Source organism: Bradyrhizobium sp. CCBAU 21365 (assembly GCF_015291305.1).
GTDB lineage: Bacteria > Pseudomonadota > Alphaproteobacteria > Rhizobiales > Xanthobacteraceae > Bradyrhizobium > Bradyrhizobium elkanii.
In genome coordinates this window covers 8202455-8224788 of record NZ_CP030036.1, presented here as the reverse complement: position 1 = coordinate 8224788, position 22334 = coordinate 8202455, and the positions used below count along the sequence as shown (strand labels likewise).

19 protein-coding genes are annotated in these 22334 nt (G+C 65.1%); 16 read left to right on the top strand and 3 right to left on the bottom strand.

Features of this window, described 5'->3' with window-relative positions; genetic code table 11:
* Positions 1–44: 44 nt before the first annotated feature.
* From htpG to XI02_RS38785, 3 genes are all read left to right on the top strand, one after another.
* The gene (gene htpG / locus XI02_RS38795; RefSeq protein ID WP_172646753.1) at positions 45–1907 is read left to right on the top strand and encodes a molecular chaperone HtpG; all 1863 of its coding nucleotides are present in this window, start codon (positions 45–47) and stop codon (positions 1905–1907) included.
* A gap of 295 nt (positions 1908–2202) precedes the next feature.
* A complete protein-coding gene (gene zigA / locus XI02_RS38790) occupies positions 2203–3408 on the top strand; it encodes a zinc metallochaperone GTPase ZigA (protein WP_018268755.1) in 1206 nt (401 codons plus the stop codon).
* Between the two features lie 221 nt (positions 3409–3629).
* Positions 3630–4778, top strand: coding sequence for a DUF3095 domain-containing protein (locus XI02_RS38785; protein ID WP_172646754.1), 1149 nt, complete (start codon positions 3630–3632; stop codon positions 4776–4778).
* Between the two features lie 122 nt (positions 4779–4900).
* Here XI02_RS38785 and XI02_RS38780 read toward each other — a convergent pair whose 3' ends face one another.
* The 3 genes from XI02_RS38780 to XI02_RS38770 all read right to left on the bottom strand — a co-directional run bounded on the left by XI02_RS38780 (position 4901) and on the right by XI02_RS38770 (position 7821).
* Positions 4901–5344: a DUF2147 domain-containing protein gene (locus XI02_RS38780; protein ID WP_016846959.1), complete on the bottom strand. Its 444-nt coding sequence runs from the start codon at positions 5342–5344 to the stop codon at positions 4901–4903.
* A gap of 283 nt (positions 5345–5627) precedes the next feature.
* A complete protein-coding gene (locus XI02_RS38775) occupies positions 5628–7013 on the bottom strand; it encodes an MATE family efflux transporter (protein ID WP_016846958.1) in 1386 nt (461 codons plus the stop codon).
* Between the two features lie 277 nt (positions 7014–7290).
* Entirely contained in the window at positions 7291–7821 is a 531-nt protein-coding gene (locus tag XI02_RS38770; RefSeq protein ID WP_172646755.1) for a GNAT family N-acetyltransferase, read from the bottom strand.
* 139 nt (positions 7822–7960) lie between these two features.
* On the opposite strand from XI02_RS38770, the gene XI02_RS38765 reads away from it, so the two are divergent.
* From XI02_RS38765 to ftsH, 13 genes are all read left to right on the top strand, one after another.
* A complete protein-coding gene (locus tag XI02_RS38765) occupies positions 7961–8560 on the top strand; it encodes a superoxide dismutase (protein WP_016846956.1) in 600 nt (199 codons plus the stop codon).
* Between the two features lie 245 nt (positions 8561–8805).
* Positions 8806–9192 carry a fluoride efflux transporter CrcB gene (crcB, locus tag XI02_RS38760; RefSeq protein WP_016846955.1) on the top strand — a complete coding sequence of 129 codons (387 nt, stop codon included), beginning with the start codon at positions 8806–8808 and terminating at the stop codon, positions 9190–9192.
* Between the two features lie 580 nt (positions 9193–9772).
* On the top strand, positions 9773–10486 hold the full coding sequence (tolQ, locus tag XI02_RS38755) for a protein TolQ (RefSeq protein ID WP_016846954.1): 714 nt from the start codon (positions 9773–9775) through the stop codon (positions 10484–10486).
* A 34-nt stretch (positions 10487–10520) separates the two neighbouring features.
* Complete coding sequence (locus XI02_RS38750) at positions 10521–10988, top strand: biopolymer transporter ExbD (RefSeq protein ID WP_016846953.1); 468 nt, start codon at positions 10521–10523, stop codon at positions 10986–10988.
* Positions 10989–11018: 30 nt separating this feature from the next.
* Positions 11019–11951 carry a cell envelope integrity protein TolA gene (locus tag XI02_RS38745; protein WP_016846952.1) on the top strand — a complete coding sequence of 311 codons (933 nt, stop codon included), beginning with the start codon at positions 11019–11021 and terminating at the stop codon, positions 11949–11951.
* 37 nt (positions 11952–11988) lie between these two features.
* A complete protein-coding gene (gene tolB / locus XI02_RS38740) occupies positions 11989–13347 on the top strand; it encodes a Tol-Pal system beta propeller repeat protein TolB (RefSeq protein WP_172646756.1) in 1359 nt (452 codons plus the stop codon).
* Between the two features lie 184 nt (positions 13348–13531).
* Positions 13532–15856 (top strand): bifunctional diguanylate cyclase/phosphodiesterase, encoded by a 2325-nt coding sequence (locus tag XI02_RS38735; protein WP_172646757.1) that lies wholly within the window; start codon positions 13532–13534, stop codon positions 15854–15856.
* A gap of 175 nt (positions 15857–16031) precedes the next feature.
* Positions 16032–16766, top strand: coding sequence for a hypothetical protein (locus tag XI02_RS38730; RefSeq protein WP_038376456.1), 735 nt, complete (start codon positions 16032–16034; stop codon positions 16764–16766).
* Between the two features lie 271 nt (positions 16767–17037).
* Positions 17038–17520, top strand: a complete 483-nt coding sequence (gene pal / locus XI02_RS38725) for a peptidoglycan-associated lipoprotein Pal (RefSeq protein WP_016846948.1) — start codon at positions 17038–17040, stop codon at positions 17518–17520.
* A gap of 250 nt (positions 17521–17770) precedes the next feature.
* A complete protein-coding gene (ybgF, locus tag XI02_RS38720) occupies positions 17771–18817 on the top strand; it encodes a tol-pal system protein YbgF (protein WP_194483284.1) in 1047 nt (348 codons plus the stop codon).
* 52 nt (positions 18818–18869) lie between these two features.
* Positions 18870–19904 carry a tRNA lysidine(34) synthetase TilS gene (gene tilS, locus XI02_RS38715; RefSeq protein WP_172646758.1) on the top strand — a complete coding sequence of 345 codons (1035 nt, stop codon included), beginning with the start codon at positions 18870–18872 and terminating at the stop codon, positions 19902–19904.
* Positions 19904–20143 carry a hypothetical protein gene (locus tag XI02_RS38710; protein ID WP_194483283.1) on the top strand — a complete coding sequence of 80 codons (240 nt, stop codon included), beginning with the start codon at positions 19904–19906 and terminating at the stop codon, positions 20141–20143. Before tilS ends, XI02_RS38710 begins: the two co-directional genes overlap by 1 nt.
* 259 nt (positions 20144–20402) lie before the next feature.
* Positions 20403–22325, top strand: a complete 1923-nt coding sequence (gene ftsH / locus XI02_RS38705) for an ATP-dependent zinc metalloprotease FtsH (RefSeq protein WP_018268750.1) — start codon at positions 20403–20405, stop codon at positions 22323–22325.
* The last annotated feature ends 9 nt before the right edge of the window (positions 22326–22334 follow it).

Below are 22334 nucleotides of genomic sequence, written 5' to 3'. Positions count from 1 at the left end.
ATATCAGGGCTTTCCCGCCACTTACCCTTTGTCCGAGTTTCCGCATGACCACAATCACCGCTGCCGAATCCCAGCCGTTCCAGGCCGAGGTTGCCGAATTGCTGCACCTGATGGTGCATTCGGTCTATTCCGAGACCGATATCTTCCTGCGCGAGTTGATCTCGAACGCGTCGGATGCCTGCGACAAGCTGCGCTACGAGGCGATCGCCAATCCGTCCCTGATCACGGACGGCACGCCGCCGGAGATCAGGATCGTCCCGAACAAGGCGGCCAACACGCTTGCCGTGGTCGATACTGGCATCGGCATGGAGCGTCAGGAGCTGATCGACAATCTCGGCACCATCGCGCGCTCCGGCACCAGATCGTTCCTGTCGAAGCTCACCGAGGCCAAGGACGGCGCCAATCTGATCGGCCAGTTCGGCGTCGGCTTCTATGCCGCCTTCATGGTCGCCGAGAAGATCGTCGTCACCAGCCGCCGTGCGGGCTCGGACGAGGTGTGGGCGTGGTCGTCGGAAGGCGGCAGCGGCTTCGAGATCGCACCGGCGAGCGAGGAGGCCGCGAGCCGCGTCGCGCGCGGCACCGAGATCGTGCTGCATCTGAAGAAAGATGCCGCCAAATATCTCGAGGCCTACGAGATCGAGCGCATCGTCCGCGAATATTCCGACAACATCCAGTTTCCGATCCTGCTGGTGCCGGAAGAGGGCGAGCCGCGCCAGATCAACTCGGCGAGCGCGCTGTGGCAGCGCTCGAAATCCGAGCTCAAGCCGGAGGATTACGCGCAGGCCTACAAGCAGATCGCCGGCGCGTTCGACGAGCCGGCGATGACGCTGCATTACCGCGCCGAGGGCCGGCAGTCCTACGCCGTGCTGCTGTTCGCGCCGTCGCAAAAGCCGTTCGACCTGTTCCAGGTCGAGCGCAAGGGCAAGGTCAAGCTCTACGTCCGCCGCGTCTTCATCGCCGACGATGCCGAGCTGCTGCCGGCTTACCTGCGCTTCATTCGCGGCGTGATCGACAGCGAGGATCTGCCGCTCAACATCTCGCGCGAGATGCTGCAGAACAATCCGCAGCTCGCGCAGATCCGCAAGGCCGTCACCGGCCGCGTGATCGGCGAATTGGAGACGCTCGGCGAGAAGGAGCCGGAGACCTTTGCAAAGATCTGGGACGCGTTCGGCCCGGTGATCAAGGAAGGCCTGTGGGAGGACTTCGAGCGGCGCGACAAGCTCCTGGCGCTGGCGCGCTTCACCACGACGTCGGGCGAGAACCGCTCGCTGAAGCAGGTGGTCGACGACTTCAAGCCGAACCAGACCGAGATCTATTATCTGGTCGGCGACAGCGTCGAGCGGCTGAAGTCGAATCCGAAGCTGGAATCGGCGCGCGCCCGCGGCATCGAGGTGCTGCTCTTGACCGATCCGGTCGATGCGTTCTGGACCTCGGCGCCACTCGATTTCGGCGGCAAGCCGCTGAAGTCGCTGAGCCAGGGCGATGTCGATTTCGGCCTGATCCCGCTGGCCGACGACAAGGACGACAAGAAGGACGAACCCGCGGCCGACGCCGCGACCACGATCGCCGTGATCAAGGATGCGCTCGGCGAGCGCGTTTCCGACGTCCGCGCCTCGCAGCGGCTGACCGCGAGCGCGTCGTGCCTCGTCGCCGGCGGCGATGCGCGCGACCGCGCGCTGGAGCGGCTGCTCGCCCAGCAGAACCGCGGTGCGATCACAAAGCCGGTGCTCGAGATCAATTTGCGCCACCCGCTGGTCGCGGCGCTCGCGATCGATACCGCGCAGGCGAAAGACCTGTCGCTGCTGCTGTTCGAGCAGGCGCAGATCCTCGACGGCGAGCTGCCCGACGACCCCGCCGCCTTCGCTGGCCGCATGAACCAGCTCGTGCTGCGCGGATTGGGGAAGTAGCAGCCAGATCGTAGCGAGCTCTCTGTTCCGTCATCCCCGCGCGAAGACTTCGCCTTTGTCGCTGGAGGAGCGCGGAGCGCGTCTCGAAAGATGCACGGCCACAGTCGGGCCGTCGTGCTTCGAGACGGCCGCTGCGCGGCCTCCTCAGCATGACGGACTGGTGAAAATGGCAAGCTGACCGCGCCGGCCCGGCGCTTGACAGGCGATGGCTCATTGGTGTTATGTTATAACATAACATCAAGCGAATGCCCCATGTCCCGCCGCCGCCCATCCCTCCAGCAACTGTTTGATCTCGATGCAAAAACTCCCCGTCACCATCTTGTCCGGCTTCCTCGGGGCTGGAAAGACCACTTTGCTGAACCACGTCCTGAACAACCGTCGCGGCCTGAAGATTGCGGTGATTGTGAACGACATGAGCGAGGTGAACATCGACGCCGACCTCGTTCGCGATGGCGGTGCGAACCTGTCCCGGACTGACGAGAAACTGGTCGAGATGAGCAATGGCTGCATCTGCTGCACCTTGCGCGACGATCTGTTGAAGGAGGTGCGCGCGCTCGCCGAGAGCGGCCGCTTCGATTATCTGCTGATCGAATCGACCGGCATTTCCGAGCCGCTGCCGGTCGCCGCGACCTTCGAGTTTCGCGATGAAGCTGGCCAGAGCCTCTCCGACGTCGCACGCCTCGACACCATGGTCACGGTGGTCGACGCCGCCAATCTGTTGAAGGACTACGCCTCGACCGACTTCCTCAGCCAGCGCGGCGAAGCGCTCGACGGCGACAAGCGCACGCTGGTCGATTTGCTGGTCGAGCAGATCGAGTTTGCCGATGTCGTGGTGCTGAACAAGATCGACGCCGCGGCGCCAGCGCAGCGTGAGGCCGCCCGCACCATCGTGCGCGCGCTCAATCCCGAGGCCGACCTCGTCGAGGCGAACTTTGCAAGAGTTCCGTTCGACCGCGTGCTCGACACCGGCCGGTTCGCCCATGAGCGGGCGCAGCAGCATCCGCTCTGGCACAAGGAGCTCTACGGTTTTGCCGGGCATGTGCCGGAGACCGAGGAATACGGCATCGCGAGCTTCGTCTACCGCGCGCGGCGTCCGTTCGATCCGCTGCGCTTCCACGCCTTCCTGCGCGAGAGCTGGCAAGGCGTGATCCGCGCCAAGGGCCACTTCTGGATCGCAACGCGCCCGGACTGGTGCGGCGAGTTAAGCCAGGCCGGCGCGATCGTCCGCACCGAAGGACTCGGTTCGTGGTGGGCGGCGATCCCGCGCGAGCACTGGCCGGATCATCCGGACTGGCGGCTGATGATGCAGCGGAGCTGGAACGATCTCTACGGCGATCGCCGGCAGGAGCTGGTCTTCATCGGCTCCGGCATGAACGAGGACGACATCCGCCGTCGGCTCGATGCCTGCCTCGTCACCGGCAGACCGGGCATGGACCCGCAGGCCTGGGCCGGGCTGCGCGATCCGTTTCCGCCGTGGAGCAGGGCAGGCGAGGCGGCGTGAGGCGGAGCTATGCTTCTCTATCTCCGTCATCCTGAGGGGCGCGCATCGCGCGCGTCTCGAAGGATGCACGGCCCGGCTGGTGGCCGTCGACCCTTCGAGACGCGCGCCAAGGCGCGCTCCTCAGGGTGACGGTGAAGGCGCGGCTCCGAGGAAAACCCGATCCCAACCGGCTGCGTATCTGCTAGAGAGTCTTGTAGAGGCGGAAACGGCGCGGCGTTGCGATGACTGGCGGCAGCGAGATCTTTTACGGCGGCATTCCGGTGTTTCGCGGCTTCGCGAAGCTGATGGACCCCGCGCTGTATGCGCCGTTGCCCGACGACTGGACGGTCGGCGTCGCCGATATCGTGGAATCGACCAAGGCGATTGCGGCGCAGCGCTACAAGGCGGTCAACATGGCCGGCGCCGCGGTGGTCGCCGCCGTCACCAATGCGCTGGAGGGCCGCGAATTCCCCTTCGTGTTCGGCGGCGACGGTGCGAGTTTTGCGGTCGCGCCCGCCGATCTCGACAAGGCGCGCGAGGCCCTTGCCGCGACCGCGCGCTGGGTGCACGAGGACCTCGATCTGGTGCTGCGGGTGGCGCTGGTGCCGATGGCGGCGATCCGCGCCGCGGGCGCCGATGTCCGCGTCGCGCGCTTCGGGCCGTCGGCCAATCTGTCCTATGCGATGTTCTCCGGCGGCGGCCTTGCTTACGCCGATGCCGCGATGAAGCGCGGCGCGTTCGCGGTCGATCCGGCGCCTCAGGGCACGCAGCCCGATCTGTCCGGCCTGTCCTGCCGCTTCGAGGTGATGCCGTCCGCGCGCGGCGTCATTCTGTCGGTGCTGGTGCTGCCGGCGAAGAACGCCGATCCCGCATCCTTCCGCAAGGTGATCGAGGATATCGTCGTCCGCATCGAGAAGAGCCCCGATGCCGGACGGCCGGTGCCCGCAAGCGGCCCGCCACTGCACTGGCCGCCGCAGGGAATGGAGTACGAGGCTCGCGCACGGCGCGGCGGCCCGCTCGCGCTGCGGCGCGCCACGGTGCTCGCGTTCACGCTGTGGGCCTATACGTTGATGCGGTTCAACATTCCGGTCGGCAAGTTCGCGCCAAAACGCTATCTGCAGCAGGTGGTCGAGAACTCAGACTTCCGCAAGTTCGACGACGGCTTGCGCATGATCCTGGATTGCACGCCGGAGCTCGCCGCCGACATCGAGCAGCGCCTCGCCGCCGCAGCCGCGCAGGGCATCGTGCGTTATGGCCTGCATGAGCAGGATGCCGCGATGATGACCTGTTTCACCCCGTCGGTGATGCGCGCCGACCACGTCCACTTCATCGACGGCGCCCGCGGCGGCTACGCCTCGGCCGCGACGGTGCTGAAGGCGCGCGCGGCGTAGGCATTTTTCCAACCTCTCCCCGGTCTTCTGCCGGGCTATCGCGGATAGGGTCCCTCACCCCAACCGTCTCCCCGCAAAAGGGCGGGGAGAGGGAGCGCAGTCTCGTTGCGGTTGGCCGGAAATCAGCGTCTCACCCGCGTCCAGGTCTCGCCGCCGCACAGCGCGCCGACGCAGCCTTCGACGCGCAGCGTGCTCTCGCCGGTCACCGAGATGCTGCTCGCATAGGTGCCGCCGTCGTCGGCGTTGTAGATCTGGCCCGACCATTTGCCCGCGGCAACAGGATACATGCCGGAGAACAGCGGCAGCCCGATGATCGGCCGGCTGGACAGCGACGGATTCGGATTCTTGTTGTCGACTTGCGGCTTGCCGGTCATCGGATCGATCGGGTCGCGCAGGCTGACCACCACGCCGCAGATACCGCCTCCGCATTTGCTGATCTTGACGCGGGCATCGCCGGCCTGGGTCTGCCAGACGCCGACAGGCTCAGGCGCGCCTTGCGCATGCGTGGCAGGCACGGCAAGCGCCGTCGCAAGGATTGCGATCATGAATCCGAATCGGCAGGCCATGGCTTGCTCCCCCAAGAGCATGATCCGGACCGGTACGGCCGCGTTAGCGCAAAGTGCGAAGCGGTTTTCCGAAAGGATCATGGTCAAACAAAGAACCAAAGCGCGATGACGATTCGACTCAATCTCATCGCGCTTTAGAGGTCGGCCTGCATAACAAGTCGAAAAATTTCTGCAATGTCATATTCGCGCAATCAGGAGAGCGTGATCCGAAAAATTCTGTTGCCTGTTTTTGGGGCGGTCATGCTCGGGCAACGCTGCGCTGCAAGGGGCGCTGCGTCGTATCTTATCCCCAGCGGGTCAGCCGGATCGAAATGATGGTGGCAAGGCCGAACGCCACCATCGCAGCGCCGACCAGCGCAAACAGCGTCCACGCCGGGGCGCTCACGGTAGCGAGCCACCAGCCGCCGATGCCGACCAGCAGCAGGCGGATGGTGCCGGCCAGCACCGGTCCGCCGACCTTGGCGGCGCCTTGCGAGGAGAAATAGAGGCAGACGCCGACGCCGAAGAAGCCGAAGCCCGGGCCGGCCAGCGCGAAATAGGACGAAGCCGCGGCGGTCACGCCGGGATCGGTGGTGAACAGCGCAATCCACAGGGTCGGCTTGAATGCGACCACAAGTCCGACGAGGCCAACGACAAGTCCGGCGACGGTGCCGGCGGTCCACGCCACCTTGCGGGCGCGCGTCACGAGCCCCGCGCCGATCGCCATGCCGACCATCGGCACCGAGGCGACGCCGACCGCAAACGCGATCGGGATCAGCAAGAATTCCAGCCGCGAGCCCATGCCGTATCCGGCCAGCGTCTCGGTGCCGAAGCTGGCCAGGATCTTGGTGAAGATCAGGATGGTCAGCACGCTCTGCAGCGGCGACAGGCAGGAGATCGCGCCGACTTTCAGGATGTCGAGGAACATCGCGCGCTGGAAGCTGAAGGCGGCGAAGTCGAGCTTTAACCGGCTGCGGCCAGAGGCGAGATACCAGGCGAGGAAGATCGCACCACACGTGAAGGCCGTGAGCTGTCCGGCGGCGACGCCGCGCATGCCGAGACCGGGCATGCCGAACAACCCGAGACCAAGCACGCCGCCGACCGCGATCTGGATCATCGAGACGGTGATCAGCGTCATCGAGGGAATCCGCATGTCGCCGGTGCCGCGCACGACGGAGGCGAGCGTGTTGACCAGCCAGATCGAGATCGCGCCGGAAAATAGCACCTGCGAATAATGCATCGACTGCTCGAGCACGCCGCCATGTCCGCCGAGCAGCGCATAGAAATTGCGGCCGAAGCCCAGCATCATCACGGTGAAGAACAGTCCGGCGCATCCGCCGATGATCGCCGCATGCAGCGCCAGGTCGGCGGCACGGTCGCGGTCGCCGGCGCCGAGCGCGCGGCTGATCGCCGACGAGACGCCGCCGCCCATCGCGCCGGCCGACATCATCTGCGTCAGCATCGCGAACGGAAACACCAGCGCAATGCCGGCCAGCGGCTCGGTGCCGAGCCGGCCGATGTAAGAGGTCTCGGCCACCGCGACCAGCGTCGAGCCGAACATTGCGATGGTGTTCGGGATCGCAAGCCGAAGCAGCGTCGGCAGGATCGGCGCGGTCAAGAGGTCGTTGACCGGCACGGCAGGCGCAGCCGCGGTGGGGCTGGCGTCGTCGATCGAGGCTTCAATGGTCATGGGTCGATCACCCTTCACCTCTCCCGCCTGCGGGGGAGGTCGGATTGCATCGGAGATGCAATCCGGGTGGGGGCTCTCTGCGATTTGACTCGCGGTGAATGTCCCACCCCAACCTCGAGAGCAGCTTCGCTCGCCCCGGACCCCGCAAGCGGGAGAGGGGGCGCAGTTTGCTCGCAGCTGCGGTTCGAGGTCACTTTGTGAAAGCCTGTCGTCAATAAATGATGATCGACATGCTACGATGCGCAGGCCGTTCAGGCCACCGCCACCCGCGCAGGGGTCACCACGGCAGGCCGCATAGGTCGATCTTGCCCTGGCGCGGCGCGCGGACGATGTCGTTGACGAACGGCGCCATCGCCTCGAAGCGGATCTGCCCGGAAGGCTGTTCGCAATAAACTTCGCCGCTGAAGGGATGCCAGCCGCGCGCCTGGTAGAATGCGAAATTGTGCGGCTCGCAGAATAAGATTGCAAATTTCACCGCGTCGTTGGCACGAATGGTGTGCACGGCGGCATCGAGCGCGGGTGACGCATAGCCGCGCCGCCGGCAGTCCGCGCGGGTCGAGACTCCGCCGATGCCGCCGACATGCACCTTGTGGCCATTCCAGGTGATGGTCCGGAAATAGATACCGACATGGCAGGCGAGCCCGCTGTCGTCGGGCGCATCGAGCAGCACGCGCAGATCCGCGTGGGCCCATTTGATGTCCGCCCAGGCTGGTTTCTCGGCGGCATCCGGGCTCCAGACCGCCTGGAGCAGCGGCTCGGCGCGCTTCCACGATGCATCTCCGTTGAGAATGTCGATTTCGATGCTCATCGTCTGGGTCCTTGGTCTTGGTTCGGGCTGTGCCGATCTGTCATAGGCGATCCGAAAATGCGGTGTTTCTCCGCGATGGAACCTTCTATAAGGGGGACCCGTTAAGTGTAGTCTCCCACCCTCTGTTGGACATTACCCCATGACCTTCACGCTACCCGATCTGCCCTACGCCCACGACGCCCTTGCGCCCTACATGTCCAAGGAAACGCTGGAGTTTCACCACGACAAGCATCACCAGGCCTACGTCACCAACGGCAACAACGCGATCAAGGGGACCGAATTCGAAGGCAAGTCCCTCGAGGAGATCGTGAAGGGTTCGTTCGGCAAGAACGCGGCCGTCTTCAACAATGCCGGTCAGCACTACAACCACATCCATTTCTGGAAGTGGATGAAGCCGAATGGCGGCGGCAGCAAGCTGCCCGGCCGGCTGGAGAAGAAGATCAATGAAGACCTCGGTGGCTTCGACAAGTTCAAGGCCGACTTCGCCGCCGCCGGCGCCGGCCAGTTCGGCTCCGGCTGGGCCTGGCTGCAGGTCAAGGGCGGCAAGCTCGAGGTCGCCAAGACCCCGAACGGCGAGAACCCGCTGGTTCATGGCGCGGTGCCGATCCTCGGCGTCGACGTCTGGGAGCACTCCTACTACATCGACTACCGCAACCGCCGTCCGGACTATCTGAAGGCGTTCGTCGAAAATCTCGTCAACTGGGACTATGTCGACGAGCTGTTCGGCAAGGCCGGCTAAACGCGGCTTCGACCGTCGCATATTTCTTCACCCTCCCCTGAAAGGGGAGGGTCGTTTCGCATGCAGCGAAGCGAAATGCGAAACGGGGAGGGGTCATCTCTCAACACGAGCAGTCTCTCAATGGAGAGACTGTGACCCCGCCCCGCCGCTCATTTCATTCGCGTCGACCCTCCCCTTTCAGGGGTGGGTGATTTGAGTGTGCGGCAAGATGCGCCCTCACTCGACACACACCAGCGGGGGCATTGGTGGGTAACGCGGCAAGCTATCTCCTCGTCTTCTTCGGCGGCGGTCTCGGCGCCACGCTGCGGCAATTGATCAACGTCACCTGCGCGCGCTGCATCGGCACCGCATTTCCCTACGGCACCTTCATCATCAACATCACGGGCTCGACCGTGATGGGCCTGATCGCCGGCTATCTCGCCTTCAGGGGCGATGCCTCGCAGCCCTGGCGGCTATTTTTGATGACCGGCATCCTCGGCGGCTACACCACCTTCTCCGCCTTCTCGCTCGACACCGCGCTGCTCTATGAGCGCGGCGAGCTCGGCCTTGCGGTGCTGTATGTCGCAGGCTCGGTGGCGCTCTCGATCGCCGGCCTGTTCGCCGGGCTCGCGATCGTGCGGCATTTGACGTGAGATCCCCTCGGCACCGCCGTCTCTGGAATACTGGATCACCCGCATGCGCATGCACGGGTGATGACACCGCGTGGTGTGGCAACTAGAATCGAGAACCATCCTTCCCGTCGTCCCGGCGAAGGCCGGGAGCCATTACCCCAAATCTCAATTGTTGCGCGCGCTGGGGCCACAATCCCGTTCATGATTGAGTGCGGTGGTCATAGGTCCCGGCCCCCCGTGCGCAATTGCGCACTAGGCCGGGACGACGTGGGGAGGGGTCTCGTCACCTTCCATGCCGCGGAAACTGTTCATCTGTGGAACCCGCCAACCTCCCCGGCCGGCGGCATTTCCCGCCTCCAAATTTCCCTTTGGTAACCTCGCCTTAACCATGAATAGCGTTTGGTTAGGGTCGGAATGACGCGTGAAAAGCCCTCGTTTTGACATGTTGGCAGGGGAAGCAGGGCCCGGCTTTTGGACGGGCCCCCCATGCGACAGATGTAAGAGGCTCTCGCGCAGTTTTGCCGCGCCGGGCGCGGCCGTGGAAGGGGTGCCGATTGGCGGCCCGCCGAATTGGGACACTTGCGTTGAGAGGATATTGCCGATGAATCCCGCCGACGTGGCTCAGTCAACTCTGCCACTGGCATCGAGCGACGTGTCGCTGATCGCGCTGTTCTGGCAGGCCCATTGGGTCGTCAAATGCGTGATGTTGGGACTTCTGTCCTGCTCGGTGTGGGTCTGGGCGATCGCAATCGACAAGATCCTGCTCTACGCCCGCACCAAGCGGGCCATGGACAAGTTCGAGCAGGCCTTCTGGTCCGGCCAGTCGATCGAGGAACTCTACCGGGCGCTCTCGGCCAAGCCGACCCAGTCGATGGCAGCGTGTTTCGTCGCGGCGATGCGGGAGTGGAAGCGCTCCTTCGAGAGCCAGTCGCGGTCCTTTGCCGGTCTGCAGGCGCGGATCGAGAAGGTCATGAACGTCTCGATCGCCCGGGAGGTGGAGCGGCTGGAACGCCGGCTGCTGGTGCTCGCCACCGTGGGCTCGGCGGGCCCCTTTGTCGGCCTGTTCGGCACCGTCTGGGGCATCATGTCGAGCTTCCAGTCGATCGCGGCCTCCAAAAATACCTCTTTGGCCGTGGTGGCGCCCGGTATCGCGGAAGCGCTGTTTGCCACCGCAATCGGCCTGATTGCCGCAATTCCGGCGACTATTTTCTACAATAAGTTCACTTCGGAGGTGAACCGGCAGGCCGCGCGCCTGGAGGGCTTCGCCGACGAGTTCTCCGCCATCCTGTCGCGTCAGATCGACGAGCGGGGTTGAGTTAGACGATGGTCACTTTTGCGGGTGTGCGATCATGGCGATGAGCATGGCAGGGTCCGGCGGAGGCAGACGCCGCCGCGGCGGGCGCAAGCCGGTCATGGCCGAGATCAACGTCACGCCGATGGTCGACGTGATGCTGGTGCTGCTGATCATCTTCATGGTGGCGGCGCCGCTGATGACGTCGAACATCGACATCGACCTGCCGGTGGCGAGCGGCGGCAAGTCGATCTCGTCGAACCAGCCGCCGCTGACGTTGTCGGTCAAGCGCACCGGCGGCGGCTGCAACTCGAATGTCGAGCTCTATCTGGGTGACGCGCCGGTCACGGCCGCCGACTTTCCGGCCAAGATCAAGGCGATCGGTGACGCCCGGTCGGATGCCGAAAAAGTGGTCTATCTGCGCGGCGACAAGGACGTCTGTTACACGGATATGATGAAACTGCTCGGGGAGGTCCGGGCCGCGGGATTCAAGGCGAATATCGTCATCATCCCGGAAGGCGGATAACCACCATGCCAAGGCACGGGGAAGCCTGATTTGAAGGTCAAGGTCGACAAGACTCTGGCGGCATCGATTGTCCTGCACGTCCTCGTGATCGGGTGGGGCCTCGTGTCGTGGTCGACCAAGGCGTACGTGATGCCTGAAGAGGAGTCGGTTGCCGTCGACGTGATCTCGCCCGACCAGCTCTCCCATGTCATGGCCGGTCAGAAGGACGGCAAGAAGGAAAATCCCAAGCCGCTGGTCGACAAGGTCGCCGAAGCCAAGCCGGTCGACGACACCGTCGGCAAGGTCGAGGAGAAAAAGCCCCCTGTCGTGACCGACACCGCGCCGCAGCCGGCGCCGAAGGTGGAGAAGCCGGAAGACAAGAAGCCGGATCCGCCGAAGAAGGTCGAGAACAAGCCGAAGGAAGAGCCGAAGCCGGTCGAGAAGAAGCCCGATCCGGTGAAGCCCGACCCGATCGCCGAAGCGATCAAGAAGGAAGAGAAGAAGCCGCCGCCGAAGCCGGTTGCACAGGCCGCCAAGCCGCCGCCGGAGCAGAAGCCGAAGGATCGCGTGTTCGACCAGAGCAAGATCGCAGCCCTGCTCGACAAGCGTGACCCGACACGCGCCGCGGCGACCGGCGATACGCTCAATGCCAATGCGGCGCTCGGCACCGCAAAGGGCAAGGCGGCCGACAATTCCGCGACCTGGGGCGCGATGTTCCGGCAGCAGGTCGAACGCTGCTGGAAGAAGCCTTACGGTGGAATAGAGGCGCAGATGGCAGAAGCCGTGTTCTCCATCCATTTGAAGCGCGACGGCACGCTGGAAGGCATGCCGGTCGTGGTAGGAAACGCGAAGACGCCTTATCTTCGGGTGTATCAGGAGAGCGGCTTGCGCGCGATCATCGAGTGCCAGCCCTATCGATTGCCTCCAGCATTCTTTGAGGAGTGGCAGTTCTTTGAGCCGGCCTTCACCGAGAGGCAGAGCTGAAATTGCACGCTACCGTTTACGAGCATGAGTTCGAGCGATGATTGACAAGATCCGATTGCCTGAAACGCTGTTCCGTCCGAGCCGCCGGCAGATCCTGGCCGGAATGGCGTCCGCCGGCGCGATGCTGGGTGGTCTCACCGCCCCCGCATCCGCCCAGAAGCGGATCACCATCACCGAGGGCGAGTTCGCGCCGGTGCCGATCGCGATCCCGAACTTCGCCGCCGGCACGCCTGGCGATGCTGAAGTCGGCGTCGGCGTCACGCAGGTGATCACCAACAACCTGAAGCGCAGCGGATTGTTCGCGCCGATCGATCAGGCCGCCTATCTCGAGAAGCAGATCAACATCGACGCGGCGCCGAACTTCAACAACTGGAAGAGCATCAACGCGCAGGCGCTGGTGACCGGCCGCATGACACGCCAGGGCAACGGGCGCGTGAAGGCGGAATTCCGGCTCTGGGACGTCAACACCGGCCAGCAGCTCGCCGGCCAGCAGTACGACACCTCGGCCGAATACTGGCGGCGCATCGCCCACATCATCTCCGATCAGATCTACGAGCGGATGACCGGCGAGAAGGGTTATTTCGATACCCGCGTCGTGTTCGTCGACGAGAGCGGCTCGGCGGATCGCCGCGTCAAGCGCCTTGCGCTGATGGACCAGGACGGCGCCAATGTGCGCTACCTGACCCGCGGCTCGGACCTCGTGCTGACGCCGCGCTTCTCGCCGTCGACCCAGGAAATCACCTATATGGAATTCGGGCAGGGCGACCCGCGCGTCTATCTGCTCAACATCGAGACCGGCCAGCGCGAGATCGTCGGCAACTTCCCGGGCATGTCGTTCTCGCCGCGCTTCTCGCCCGACGGCCAGCGCGTCATCATGAGCCTGCAGCAGGGCGGCAACTCCAACCTGTTCGTGATGGATCTGCGCTCGAAGTCGATGACGCGGCTGACCGACACGCCGGCGATCGACACCTCGCCGTCCTATGCGCCCGACGGCACGCGGCTCTGCTTCGAATCCGATCGCGGCGGCAAGCCGCAGATCTATGTGATGCCGGCAACCGGCGGCGCCGCACAGCGCATCTCGTTCGGCGACGGCACCTATTCGACGCCGGTATGGTCGCCGCGCGGCGACTACATCGCCTTCACCAAGCAGGGCGGCGGGCAGTTCGCGATCGGCATCATGAAACCCGACGGCTCGGGCGAGCGCATCCTGACCTCGGGCTTCCACAATGAAGGCCCGACCTTTGCCCCGAACGGGCGCGTCTTGATGTTCTTCCGCGATCCCGGCGGCAACAGCGGCCCGTCGCTGTTTACCATCGACGTCTCCGGGCGCAACGAGCTGCGGGTGCCGACCCCGGGCTTTGCCTCCGACCCAGCCTGGTCGCCGCTGTTGTCGTGAGCTGGGCGCAGAGCTGCTCCGGGAACCCCGGCGGCGATCGCAGCTTCTCACCTAGCGCACTGAATTTCATGGTGAATTCCGGCCGTCGTCTGGGCGCGGCAAGGACTTGCTAACGATGTTCGCTCAGAAAGACTTCACCTGCGATCAGTAAGAGTGCGAGCTGAAAAGGACGCGCGCTCTCACAATGCAGTTTGCAAGTCAGACGGGTGAACCGGACCGGTCGATGTCGCCGACGATTTCGGCGGCGCTGGTCGATTCCCTGTTCATGAACCCCGCGCCCATGATCTTCGGCGCCTTCGGCCCCGCCATTGCGGGCGCCGTGATTGCGGCTGTCACGAGCAATCTGTTGTGCTGGCTGTGCGTGCCGCTGTTCATCGTGGTGGGGCTGGCGCGCGCGCTGCAGATGTACCGCTACCAGCAGCGCAATTCCCGGCTCACCGTCGAAGAGTCCGTGACCTGGGAGAAGCGCTACCGGATCGGCACCATCGCCTACGGCATTTCGCTCGGCATCTGGGGCGTTACCGTGCTGCTCACGACCAGGGATGCCGCCGCGCACATGCTCTGCGTGACCACGGTGGTCGCCTACACCTCGGCGGGGGTAGGGCGGACCTTCGGCCGGCCGCAGATCTTCCACCTGCATCTGTTGATGTCGATCGGTCCCTTGATCCTGACGCTGATGTATGTCGGCGGCCCCTATCACATCGCCCTCGCGCTGCTCAGCCTGGTGTTCTTCAGCGCCATCCGGCACCTGACCTCCAGCCTGCAGCGCATCTACGTCAACGCCTGGATCGCCAAGGAGCGCGAGGCCGCGCTGGCGGGCCAGTTCGATACCGCGCTGAACAACATGCCGCATGGCCTGTGCATGTTCAGCGCCGATGGCCGCGTTGCGGTGATGAACCACCGCTTCATCGAGATGATGCAGCTGTCGGACGATTACGTGCAGCGCGGCGCCAGCGCCACCGACATCTGCAACGCCTGCGTCCTGTCCGGCTCGATCTCGGCCGCGGCCGCGCAGCAGATTCTCTACGAGGTCGAGAGCTCGCAGCGCGGCGATATCGTCACCAGCGACCCCGATCCCACCAAGAACCGCTCGCTGGACTGGACCTTCCAGCCGATGGCCGGCGGCGGCACGGTGGTGCTGGTCGAGGACATCACCGAGCGCAAGGACGCCGAGGCCCGGATCAGCCACCTCGCGCGCTACGACGAGCTGACCGCGCTGCCCAACCGCGTCAATTTCCGCGACGAGATCGGCCGGCTGCTCGCCATGCAGCACGGCGATCATCGTTCCGCATTGCTGTTCGTCGACCTCGACCAGTTCAAGCAGGTCAACGATACGCTCGGTCATCCCTGCGGCGACCAGCTGCTCTGCGCGGTCGCCGAGCGGCTGCGTGAGATGCTGCGGCCGGAGGATTTCGTGGCGCGGTTCGGCGGCGACGAGTTCGTGGTGTTCCAGCAGAACATCCACTCGCATGAGGACGCCGCCGCGCTGGCGCGGCGTATCGTCGACCGCCTTAGCGAGCGCTACAAGATCGACAACCACCTGGTCGAGATCGGCGCCAGCGTCGGCATCGCGATGACCGCGCCCGGCGTCGGCGCCGACACGTTGCTGAAGAACGCCGACATGGCGCTCTACCGCGCCAAGGCCGACGGCCGCGGCACCTTCTGCTTCTTCCGCGACGAGATGGCGCAAACCGTCGAGGCCCGCCGCATCCTCGAGCTCGACCTGCGCAAGGCGCTCGCCAACGAGGAATTCGAGCTGTTCTACCAGCCGCTGATCAACCTGAAGTCCGGCAAGGTGAGCACCTGCGAGGCGCTGTTGCGCTGGAACCATCCGGCGCGCGGCACGGTCTCTCCGGTCGACATCATTCCGGTCGCCGAGGACATGGGCCTGATCGTCGATCTTGGCCGCTGGATCCTGCGCAAGGCCTGCATGGAATGCATGAAGTGGCCCGAGGCGGTCAGCGTCGCGGTCAACTTCTCGCCGCAGCAGTTCCACCAGCGCGACGTCTTGAGCGAGGTTCGCTACGCGCTTGAGGTCTCCGGCCTGCCGGCGCACCGTCTCGAGATCGAGATCACCGAATCCTCGCTGCTGCACAACACCGAGCTGACCCACGACGTGCTGTCCCAGCTGCGCTCGCTCGGCGTGCGGATCTCGCTGGACGATTTCGGCACCGGCTACTCGTCGCTCAGCTACCTGCACAATTTCCCGCTGCAGAAGGTCAAGATCGACCGCTCCTTCCTCGAGGGCATCGACAGCGACCGTCCGCTGACGCTGCTGCGCGGGGTGGCGCGGCTGTCGGCGGATCTCGGCATGTCGGTCGTGGTCGAGGGTATCGAGACCAATGAACAGCTCGAACTGATCAGTGCCGATGGCGCGGTGACCGAAGCACAGGGATACCTGTTCAGCCGGCCGGTTCCCTCCGTCCGCATCCGCCAGCTGCTCAATGCCTCGCACGGCCGGCGGACCGACGAGCAACTGCACGTGGTTCCCTCGCGCTCGATCGCTTAAGCCCGGCGCAATACCCTCAATCGATAGTTGTGAGAGCCTTCGGCTGCACCATTCGTAGTGTGCCCCTTGCGGCGAGAGATTAACTGTATTGCCTCGATTGCTTTGACGGAAATTAAGAAGCTGTTAATCTTTTGGCTCGCGCGTTGAAGTTGTTGAGTTGTTCAAGGAGTACCAAATGAGGTCCGCGGCCGAAGCCATCAAGCCCGCGACAGGAAGGCTTGCGGACCCTCTGGATCAAGTCGACTACCGCCTCGCTCAGACCCCGGAACAGAAAGACGAGATCTACCGGCTTCGCTATCGCGCCTATCTGCGCGAAGGCGCGATCCGGCCCTCGGCGGACGAGCGGGTCGTCGACCGGTTCGATGATGCGCCGAATGCCTGGGTGTTCGGTGTCTATCTGCAAGGCGAACTCTGCAGCTCGATCCGCATCACCGTGGTGACGCCGGAATGGCGCACCTCGCCGACGCTCGAGGTGTTCGGCGACGTGCTGCTGCCGAAGCTTGATCAGGGTCTGGTCTTCATCGACTCGACGCGCTTCGTCGCGGATCCCGACAAGGCCCGGAACACTCCGGAACTGCCCTATGTCACGGTGCGCCTCGGCTCGACCGCGGGCGTGCATTTCAATGCCGATTACGGCCTGGCGCCGGTCCGGCCCGAGCACATGGCGTTCTACCGGCGCGTGTTCCTGCACGAGACCTGGTCGGAGCCGCGGCTCTATCCCGGGCTGGTGAAGCCGGTCGGCTTGATGGCGTCGCATCTGCCGACGGTGCGGGAACGCGTGCTGGCCCGCTATCCGTTCCTGCGCTCGAGCGCCTTCGAGCGGCGAATGCTGTTCGACCGCGAAGGCCAGTTGCAGCCCGACGGCGTCGTGCAGCCGTTCGAGCGCGCGTCGATCGTGCCGAATCCCTGAGGGAATCGGCATTCTTATCGAGTCAGCGTCGATCGACTGTTGCCCGCAGGCCAAATTGTCCTGCAAAAGCGGCCGGTTCCCGCGAGCCTTGCCTTCCCTTCACCATCGCGCCACATTTGCCACCCATTAACCATCGGGGGCGCTTTTCGCCATTGCCTGGCATTTGATGGGGTTGAGCAAGGTCTCGTCAAGGTTGACGGAACGTTCGCTTAACCATCGCCCTGTAGACCGATTGGGTAGTACGAAGAGCGCGAGCGTGGAGGCTCCGGGAATGAATTATCTCCAGGGTATGAAGCTGGTTGCGGTTCTGGCGGTGGCACTGTCGATGGGTGCCTGCGCCAACAAGAACCCGTTGGACGCCAATGGCGCGATTGGGGGCGCCGCGACCCCGGGCAGTCAGCAGGATTTCGTGGTCAATGTCGGCGACCGCGTGTTCTTTGAGAGCGATCAGACCGATCTGAGCCCGCAGGCGACGGCGACCCTCGACAAGCAGGCGCAGTGGCTGCAGACCTATAACCGTTACTCGTTCACCATCGAAGGTCATGCCGACGAGCGCGGCACCCGCGAATACAACATCGCGCTCGGTGCCCGCCGTGCCCAGTCGGTCCGCGCCTATCTCGCCTCGCGCGGCATCGATCCGAGCCGCATGCGCACCATTTCCTACGGCAAGGAGCGTCCGGTCGCGGTCTGTAACGACATCTCCTGCTGGTCGCAGAATCGTCGCGCCGTCACCGTGCTGAACGCCAGCTCCTGACGCGATCCGAGATAACTGCTTTCAAGCCGGCGCCTTCGGGCGCCGGTTTTGTTTTGGCCGCGTGAAAGCCCGGCCTGCCGTCGTCAAGATGAACAAAGTTGCGCGCAATTGGCCGCTTGCTTGTTCCAGCGTCCGTACTAAACCGGTATCCCGCGACGCTGACCCGGATTTGAACTGCCAGTCACAATTCTGGCGTACTCCGTCTTTCAATGTCGCTCGCTTTTCACGTCGATCTCGTCGTCAGGGCAAAATGTCATCCAGGATTCATTTTCTTTCTTCCGCCGCGGCGATCGCGGCGCTGTTCGCCGTTTCCGCGCCAGTGTTTGCCCAATCCGACGATTCCGATGCCGAAATGCGGATCGAGCGGCTCGAGAACCAGCTGCGGCAGCTGACCGGCCAGAACGAGGAACTGCAATACCGCAACCGTCAGCTCGAGGAGCGCTTGCGCCAGCTTGGCGGCCAGCCGCCCGGCCCTGGCGGACAGGCCCCAGCGGTGCAGCCCGGTGTTGCGGCGGTGCCGCCGGCGCAGCAACCGCAGACCTACCCGCAAGCGCAGCCGGGCTACGCCCAACCCCAGCAAGGCTACGGCCAGCCGCAGCAAGGATATGGGAGGCAGCCGCAGGGCGGCTATGACCAGCAGCAGATCGCGGCGCCCGCGCCGATCGCGCAGGAACCGGCGCCGGCGACCGCTTCCGGCCGCCGCGGTCGCGGCGATGCCTTCGATCCGACCCAGAACCCGAACGCCCCTGGCGCCCCGCGCGTGCTCGGTGGCGGCGGCCAGATGCCGGCGCAGAGCAATGCGGCGGTCGGTGCCCCCGGCGGCCGCGGGGCGGGCGAGCCGCTCGATCTCGGCAACACCAGCCCGCAGCGTGCCCCCGGCGCGAGTGCGGCCCTGACCACATTGCCGCCGTCGGCTACGCCGAAGGATGAGTTCGACCTCGGCATCGGCTACATGCAGCGCAAGGACTATGCGCTCGCCGAAGAGACGATGAAGAACTTTGCGGTGAAATATCCGAGCGATCCGCTGGTCGCGGACTCGCAATACTGGCTCGGCGAAAGCTATTTCCAGCGCCAGCAATATCGCGACGCTGCGGAAACCTTCCTCGGCGTGACCACCAAGTTCGACAAGTCCGCGAAGGCGCCCGACGCGCTGCTGCGGCTCGGCCAGTCGCTGGCGGCGCTGAAGGAAAAGGAAGCCGCATGCGCCGCGTTCGGCGAGATCTCGCGGAAGTACCCGCGCGCGTCCGGCGGGGTCAAGGCTGCGGTTGACCGCGAGCAGAAGCGCGTGAAGTGCTAAACCAGATGCGGGAAGGCCGCTTCCGGCCTCTCCGCGAGCAGCTGGTTTTGCGATGCCCGACGATCAATCCGCCATCCCGGCAAGGGACGCCAAGCGCCTGTTCGCAGGCCTTGCGGGCGCGCCGGCGATCCTGCTCGCGGTGTCCGGCGGTCCCGATTCAGTCGCGCTGATGTGGCTGGCCGCACGCTGGCGCCGCGCGCTCGCGCAGGGCCCGCGGCTGGTGGCGGTCACCGTCGATCACGGCCTGCGTCCTGAAGCGGCTCGCGAGGCGCGCGACGTCAAGCGGCTGGCGCGAAGTCTCGACCTGCCGCATCACACGTTGCGCTGGACCGGACCAAAGCCTGGAACGGGCGTGCCGGCGGCCGCGCGCGCGGCCCGCTATCGCCTGCTCGCGCAGGCCGCACGCAAGCATGGCGCCACGCATATCTTGACCGCGCACACCCGTGACGATCAGGCCGAGACGCTGTTGATGCGGATGCTGCGCGGCAGCGGCGTTGCGGGCCTCTCGGCAATGGCGCGCGAGACCGAGCGCGACGGCGTCTTGCTGACACGGCCGTTGCTCGACGTCTCCAAGGCGCAGCTGATCGCGACGCTGAAGAAGGCGCGCATCGGCTTTGCCGACGATCCGACCAACCGCGATCGATCCTTCACGCGTCCGCGGCTCCGTGCGCTGATGCCGATGCTGGCGGCGGAGGGCGGCGACACGCGGAACCTGGCGCGGCTTGCCGCAAGGATCGCGCGCGCCAACGCCGCCCTGGAACTGCTGGTCGACGGCGCCGAGCACTATCTTGCGTTGAAAAGCGAGGATAATTCCGGCGCGGGCTTCGACGCTGCGCTGTTCGCGGTGATGCCCGAGGAGATCCGCGTCCGTCTGCTCAAGCGCGCCATCGACCGCGTCGGACATGAGGGGCCGGCCGAACTCGGCAAGGTCGAAACCCTGCTCGCCGCGATGGACGAGGCCTTGGACGGGACTTTGGGACAACGCGAATCCAAGCTGAAACAGACCCTTGCCGGAGCGGTCATCAGCGTCGCCGCTGGCCGTATCAGGATCGGCCCGGCGCCACCCCGCCGGGCGCGCTCCCGCTGATGCCCGAGGAGATCCGCGTCCGTCTGCTCAAGCGCGCCATCGACCGCGTCGGACATGAGGGGCCGGCCGAACTCGGCAAGGTCGAAACCCTGCTCGCCGCGATGGACGAGGCCTTGGACGGGACTTTGGGACAACGCGAATCCAAGCTGAAACAGACCCTTGCCGGAGCGGTCATCAGCGTCGCCGCTGGCCGTATCAGGATCGGCCCGGCGCCACCCCGCCGGGCGCGCTCCCGCTGAGCCGGGTTCGATTGTTTCAATCGCTGTCATAATCCGGCAAGGAGGCTTAACCACCCCGGAAAAACACCGGATTCAGCGCCATTTTTTGACCGGGAATCGCGCTAGGATGCGGTAAATAGTCGTGCGTGGTTCCCTTGGCATCGACCCCAGCGGCACCTAGATTGTAAGGCATCGACGGGATGGATTCCCTGGGGATTCCCACAGAGCCTGCCCAAGGATTAGAGAGAGGCCGCGATCCGCGCGACCACGAAGGAAGACCATGAACGCCAATCTGCGGAATTTCGCCCTCTGGGTCATCATTGTCTTGCTGTTGCTGGCGTTGTTCACGCTTTTCCAGAATCCCGGCCAGCGCTCGTCGTCCTCGGACATCTCGTTCTCGCAGCTTCTCACTGAGGTCGATCAGGGCCATGTCCGCGACGTCGTGATCCAGGGGCCCGAGATTCACGGCACGTTCAACAACGGCACGAGCTTCCAGACCTACGCGCCGAGCGATCCGTCGCTGGTGAAGCGCCTCTACGACGCCAAGGTGCAGATCACCGCGAAGGCGCCCGGCGACAACGTGCCGTGGTTCGTTTCGCTGCTCGTCTCCTGGTTGCCGTTCATCGCGCTGATCGGCGTGTGGATCTTCCTGTCGCGGCAGATGCAGGGCGGCGCCGGCAAGGCGATGGGCTTTGGCAAGTCGCGCGCCAAGATGCTGACCGAGGCGCATGGCCGCGTCACCTTCGAGGACGTCGCGGGTGTCGACGAGGCCAAGCAGGATCTGCAGGAGATCGTCGAATTCCTCCGCGACCCCGGCAAATTCCAGCGGCTGGGCGGCCGGATTCCGCGCGGCGTGCTGCTGGTCGGCCCTCCCGGCACCGGCAAGACGCTGATCGCGCGCGCGGTCGCGGGCGAAGCCAACGTGCCGTTCTTCACCATCTCCGGTTCTGACTTCGTCGAGATGTTCGTCGGCGTCGGCGCGAGCCGCGTCCGCGACATGTTCGAGCAGGCCAAGAAGAACGCGCCCTGCATCATCTTCATCGACGAAATCGACGCCGTCGGCCGTCATCGCGGCGCCGGCCTCGGCGGCGGCAACGACGAGCGCGAGCAGACGCTGAACCAGCTGCTGGTCGAGATGGACGGCTTCGAGGCCAATGAGGGCGTGATCCTGATCGCGGCGACCAACCGCCCCGACGTGCTTGATCCCGCGCTGCTGCGTCCCGGCCGCTTCGACCGCCAGGTCGTGGTGCCGAACCCGGACGTCGTCGGCCGCGAGCAGATCCTCAAGGTCCACGTCCGCAAGGTGCCGCTGGCGCCGGATATCAACCTCAAGACCATCGCGCGCGGCACCCCGGGCTTCTCGGGCGCCGACCTGATGAACCTCGTCAACGAGGCTGCGCTGACCGCCGCCCGCCGCAACAAGCGGATGGTGACGCAGGCCGAGTTCGAAGAGGCCAAGGACAAGGTGATGATGGGCGCCGAGCGCAAGTCGCTCGTGATGACCGAGGAAGAGAAGTTGCTGACGGCCTATCACGAGGGCGGCCATGCCATCGTCGGCCTCAACGTCGTCGCGACCGATCCGATCCACAAGGCGACCATCATTCCGCGCGGCCGTGCGCTGGGCATGGTGATGCAGCTGCCGGAGCGCGACAAGCTGTCGATGTCGCTCGAGCAGATGACCTCGCGCCTTGCCATCATGATGGGTGGCCGCGTCGCCGAAGAGCTGATCTTCGGCCGCGAGAAGGTGACCTCGGGCGCGGCCTCCGACATCGAGCAGGCGACCCGCCTTGCCCGCATGATGGTGACGCGCTGGGGCCTCTCGGAAGAGCTCGGTACCGTCTCCTATGGCGAGAACCAGGACGAGGTGTTCCTCGGCATGTCGGTCTCGCGCACGCAGAACGCGTCCGAGGCGACCGTCCAGAAGATCGACTCCGAGATCAGGCGTCTGGTCGAGGAAGGTTACAACGAGGCGACCAAGATCCTCACCGAGAAGCGCGAGGACCTCGAGGCGCTCGCCAAGGGCCTGCTCGAGTTCGAGACGCTGACCGGCGACGAGATCATCGACCTGTTGAAGGGCAAGAAGCCCAACCGCGAGTCGGTGCTGGAGCCGTCGACGCCGCGCGCCTCCGCCGTGCCGCCGGCCGGCAAGCCGCGCCCGCGTCCCGATCCGGACACCGGCATGGAGCCGCAGCCGCAGGCGTAAGCCTCGCCC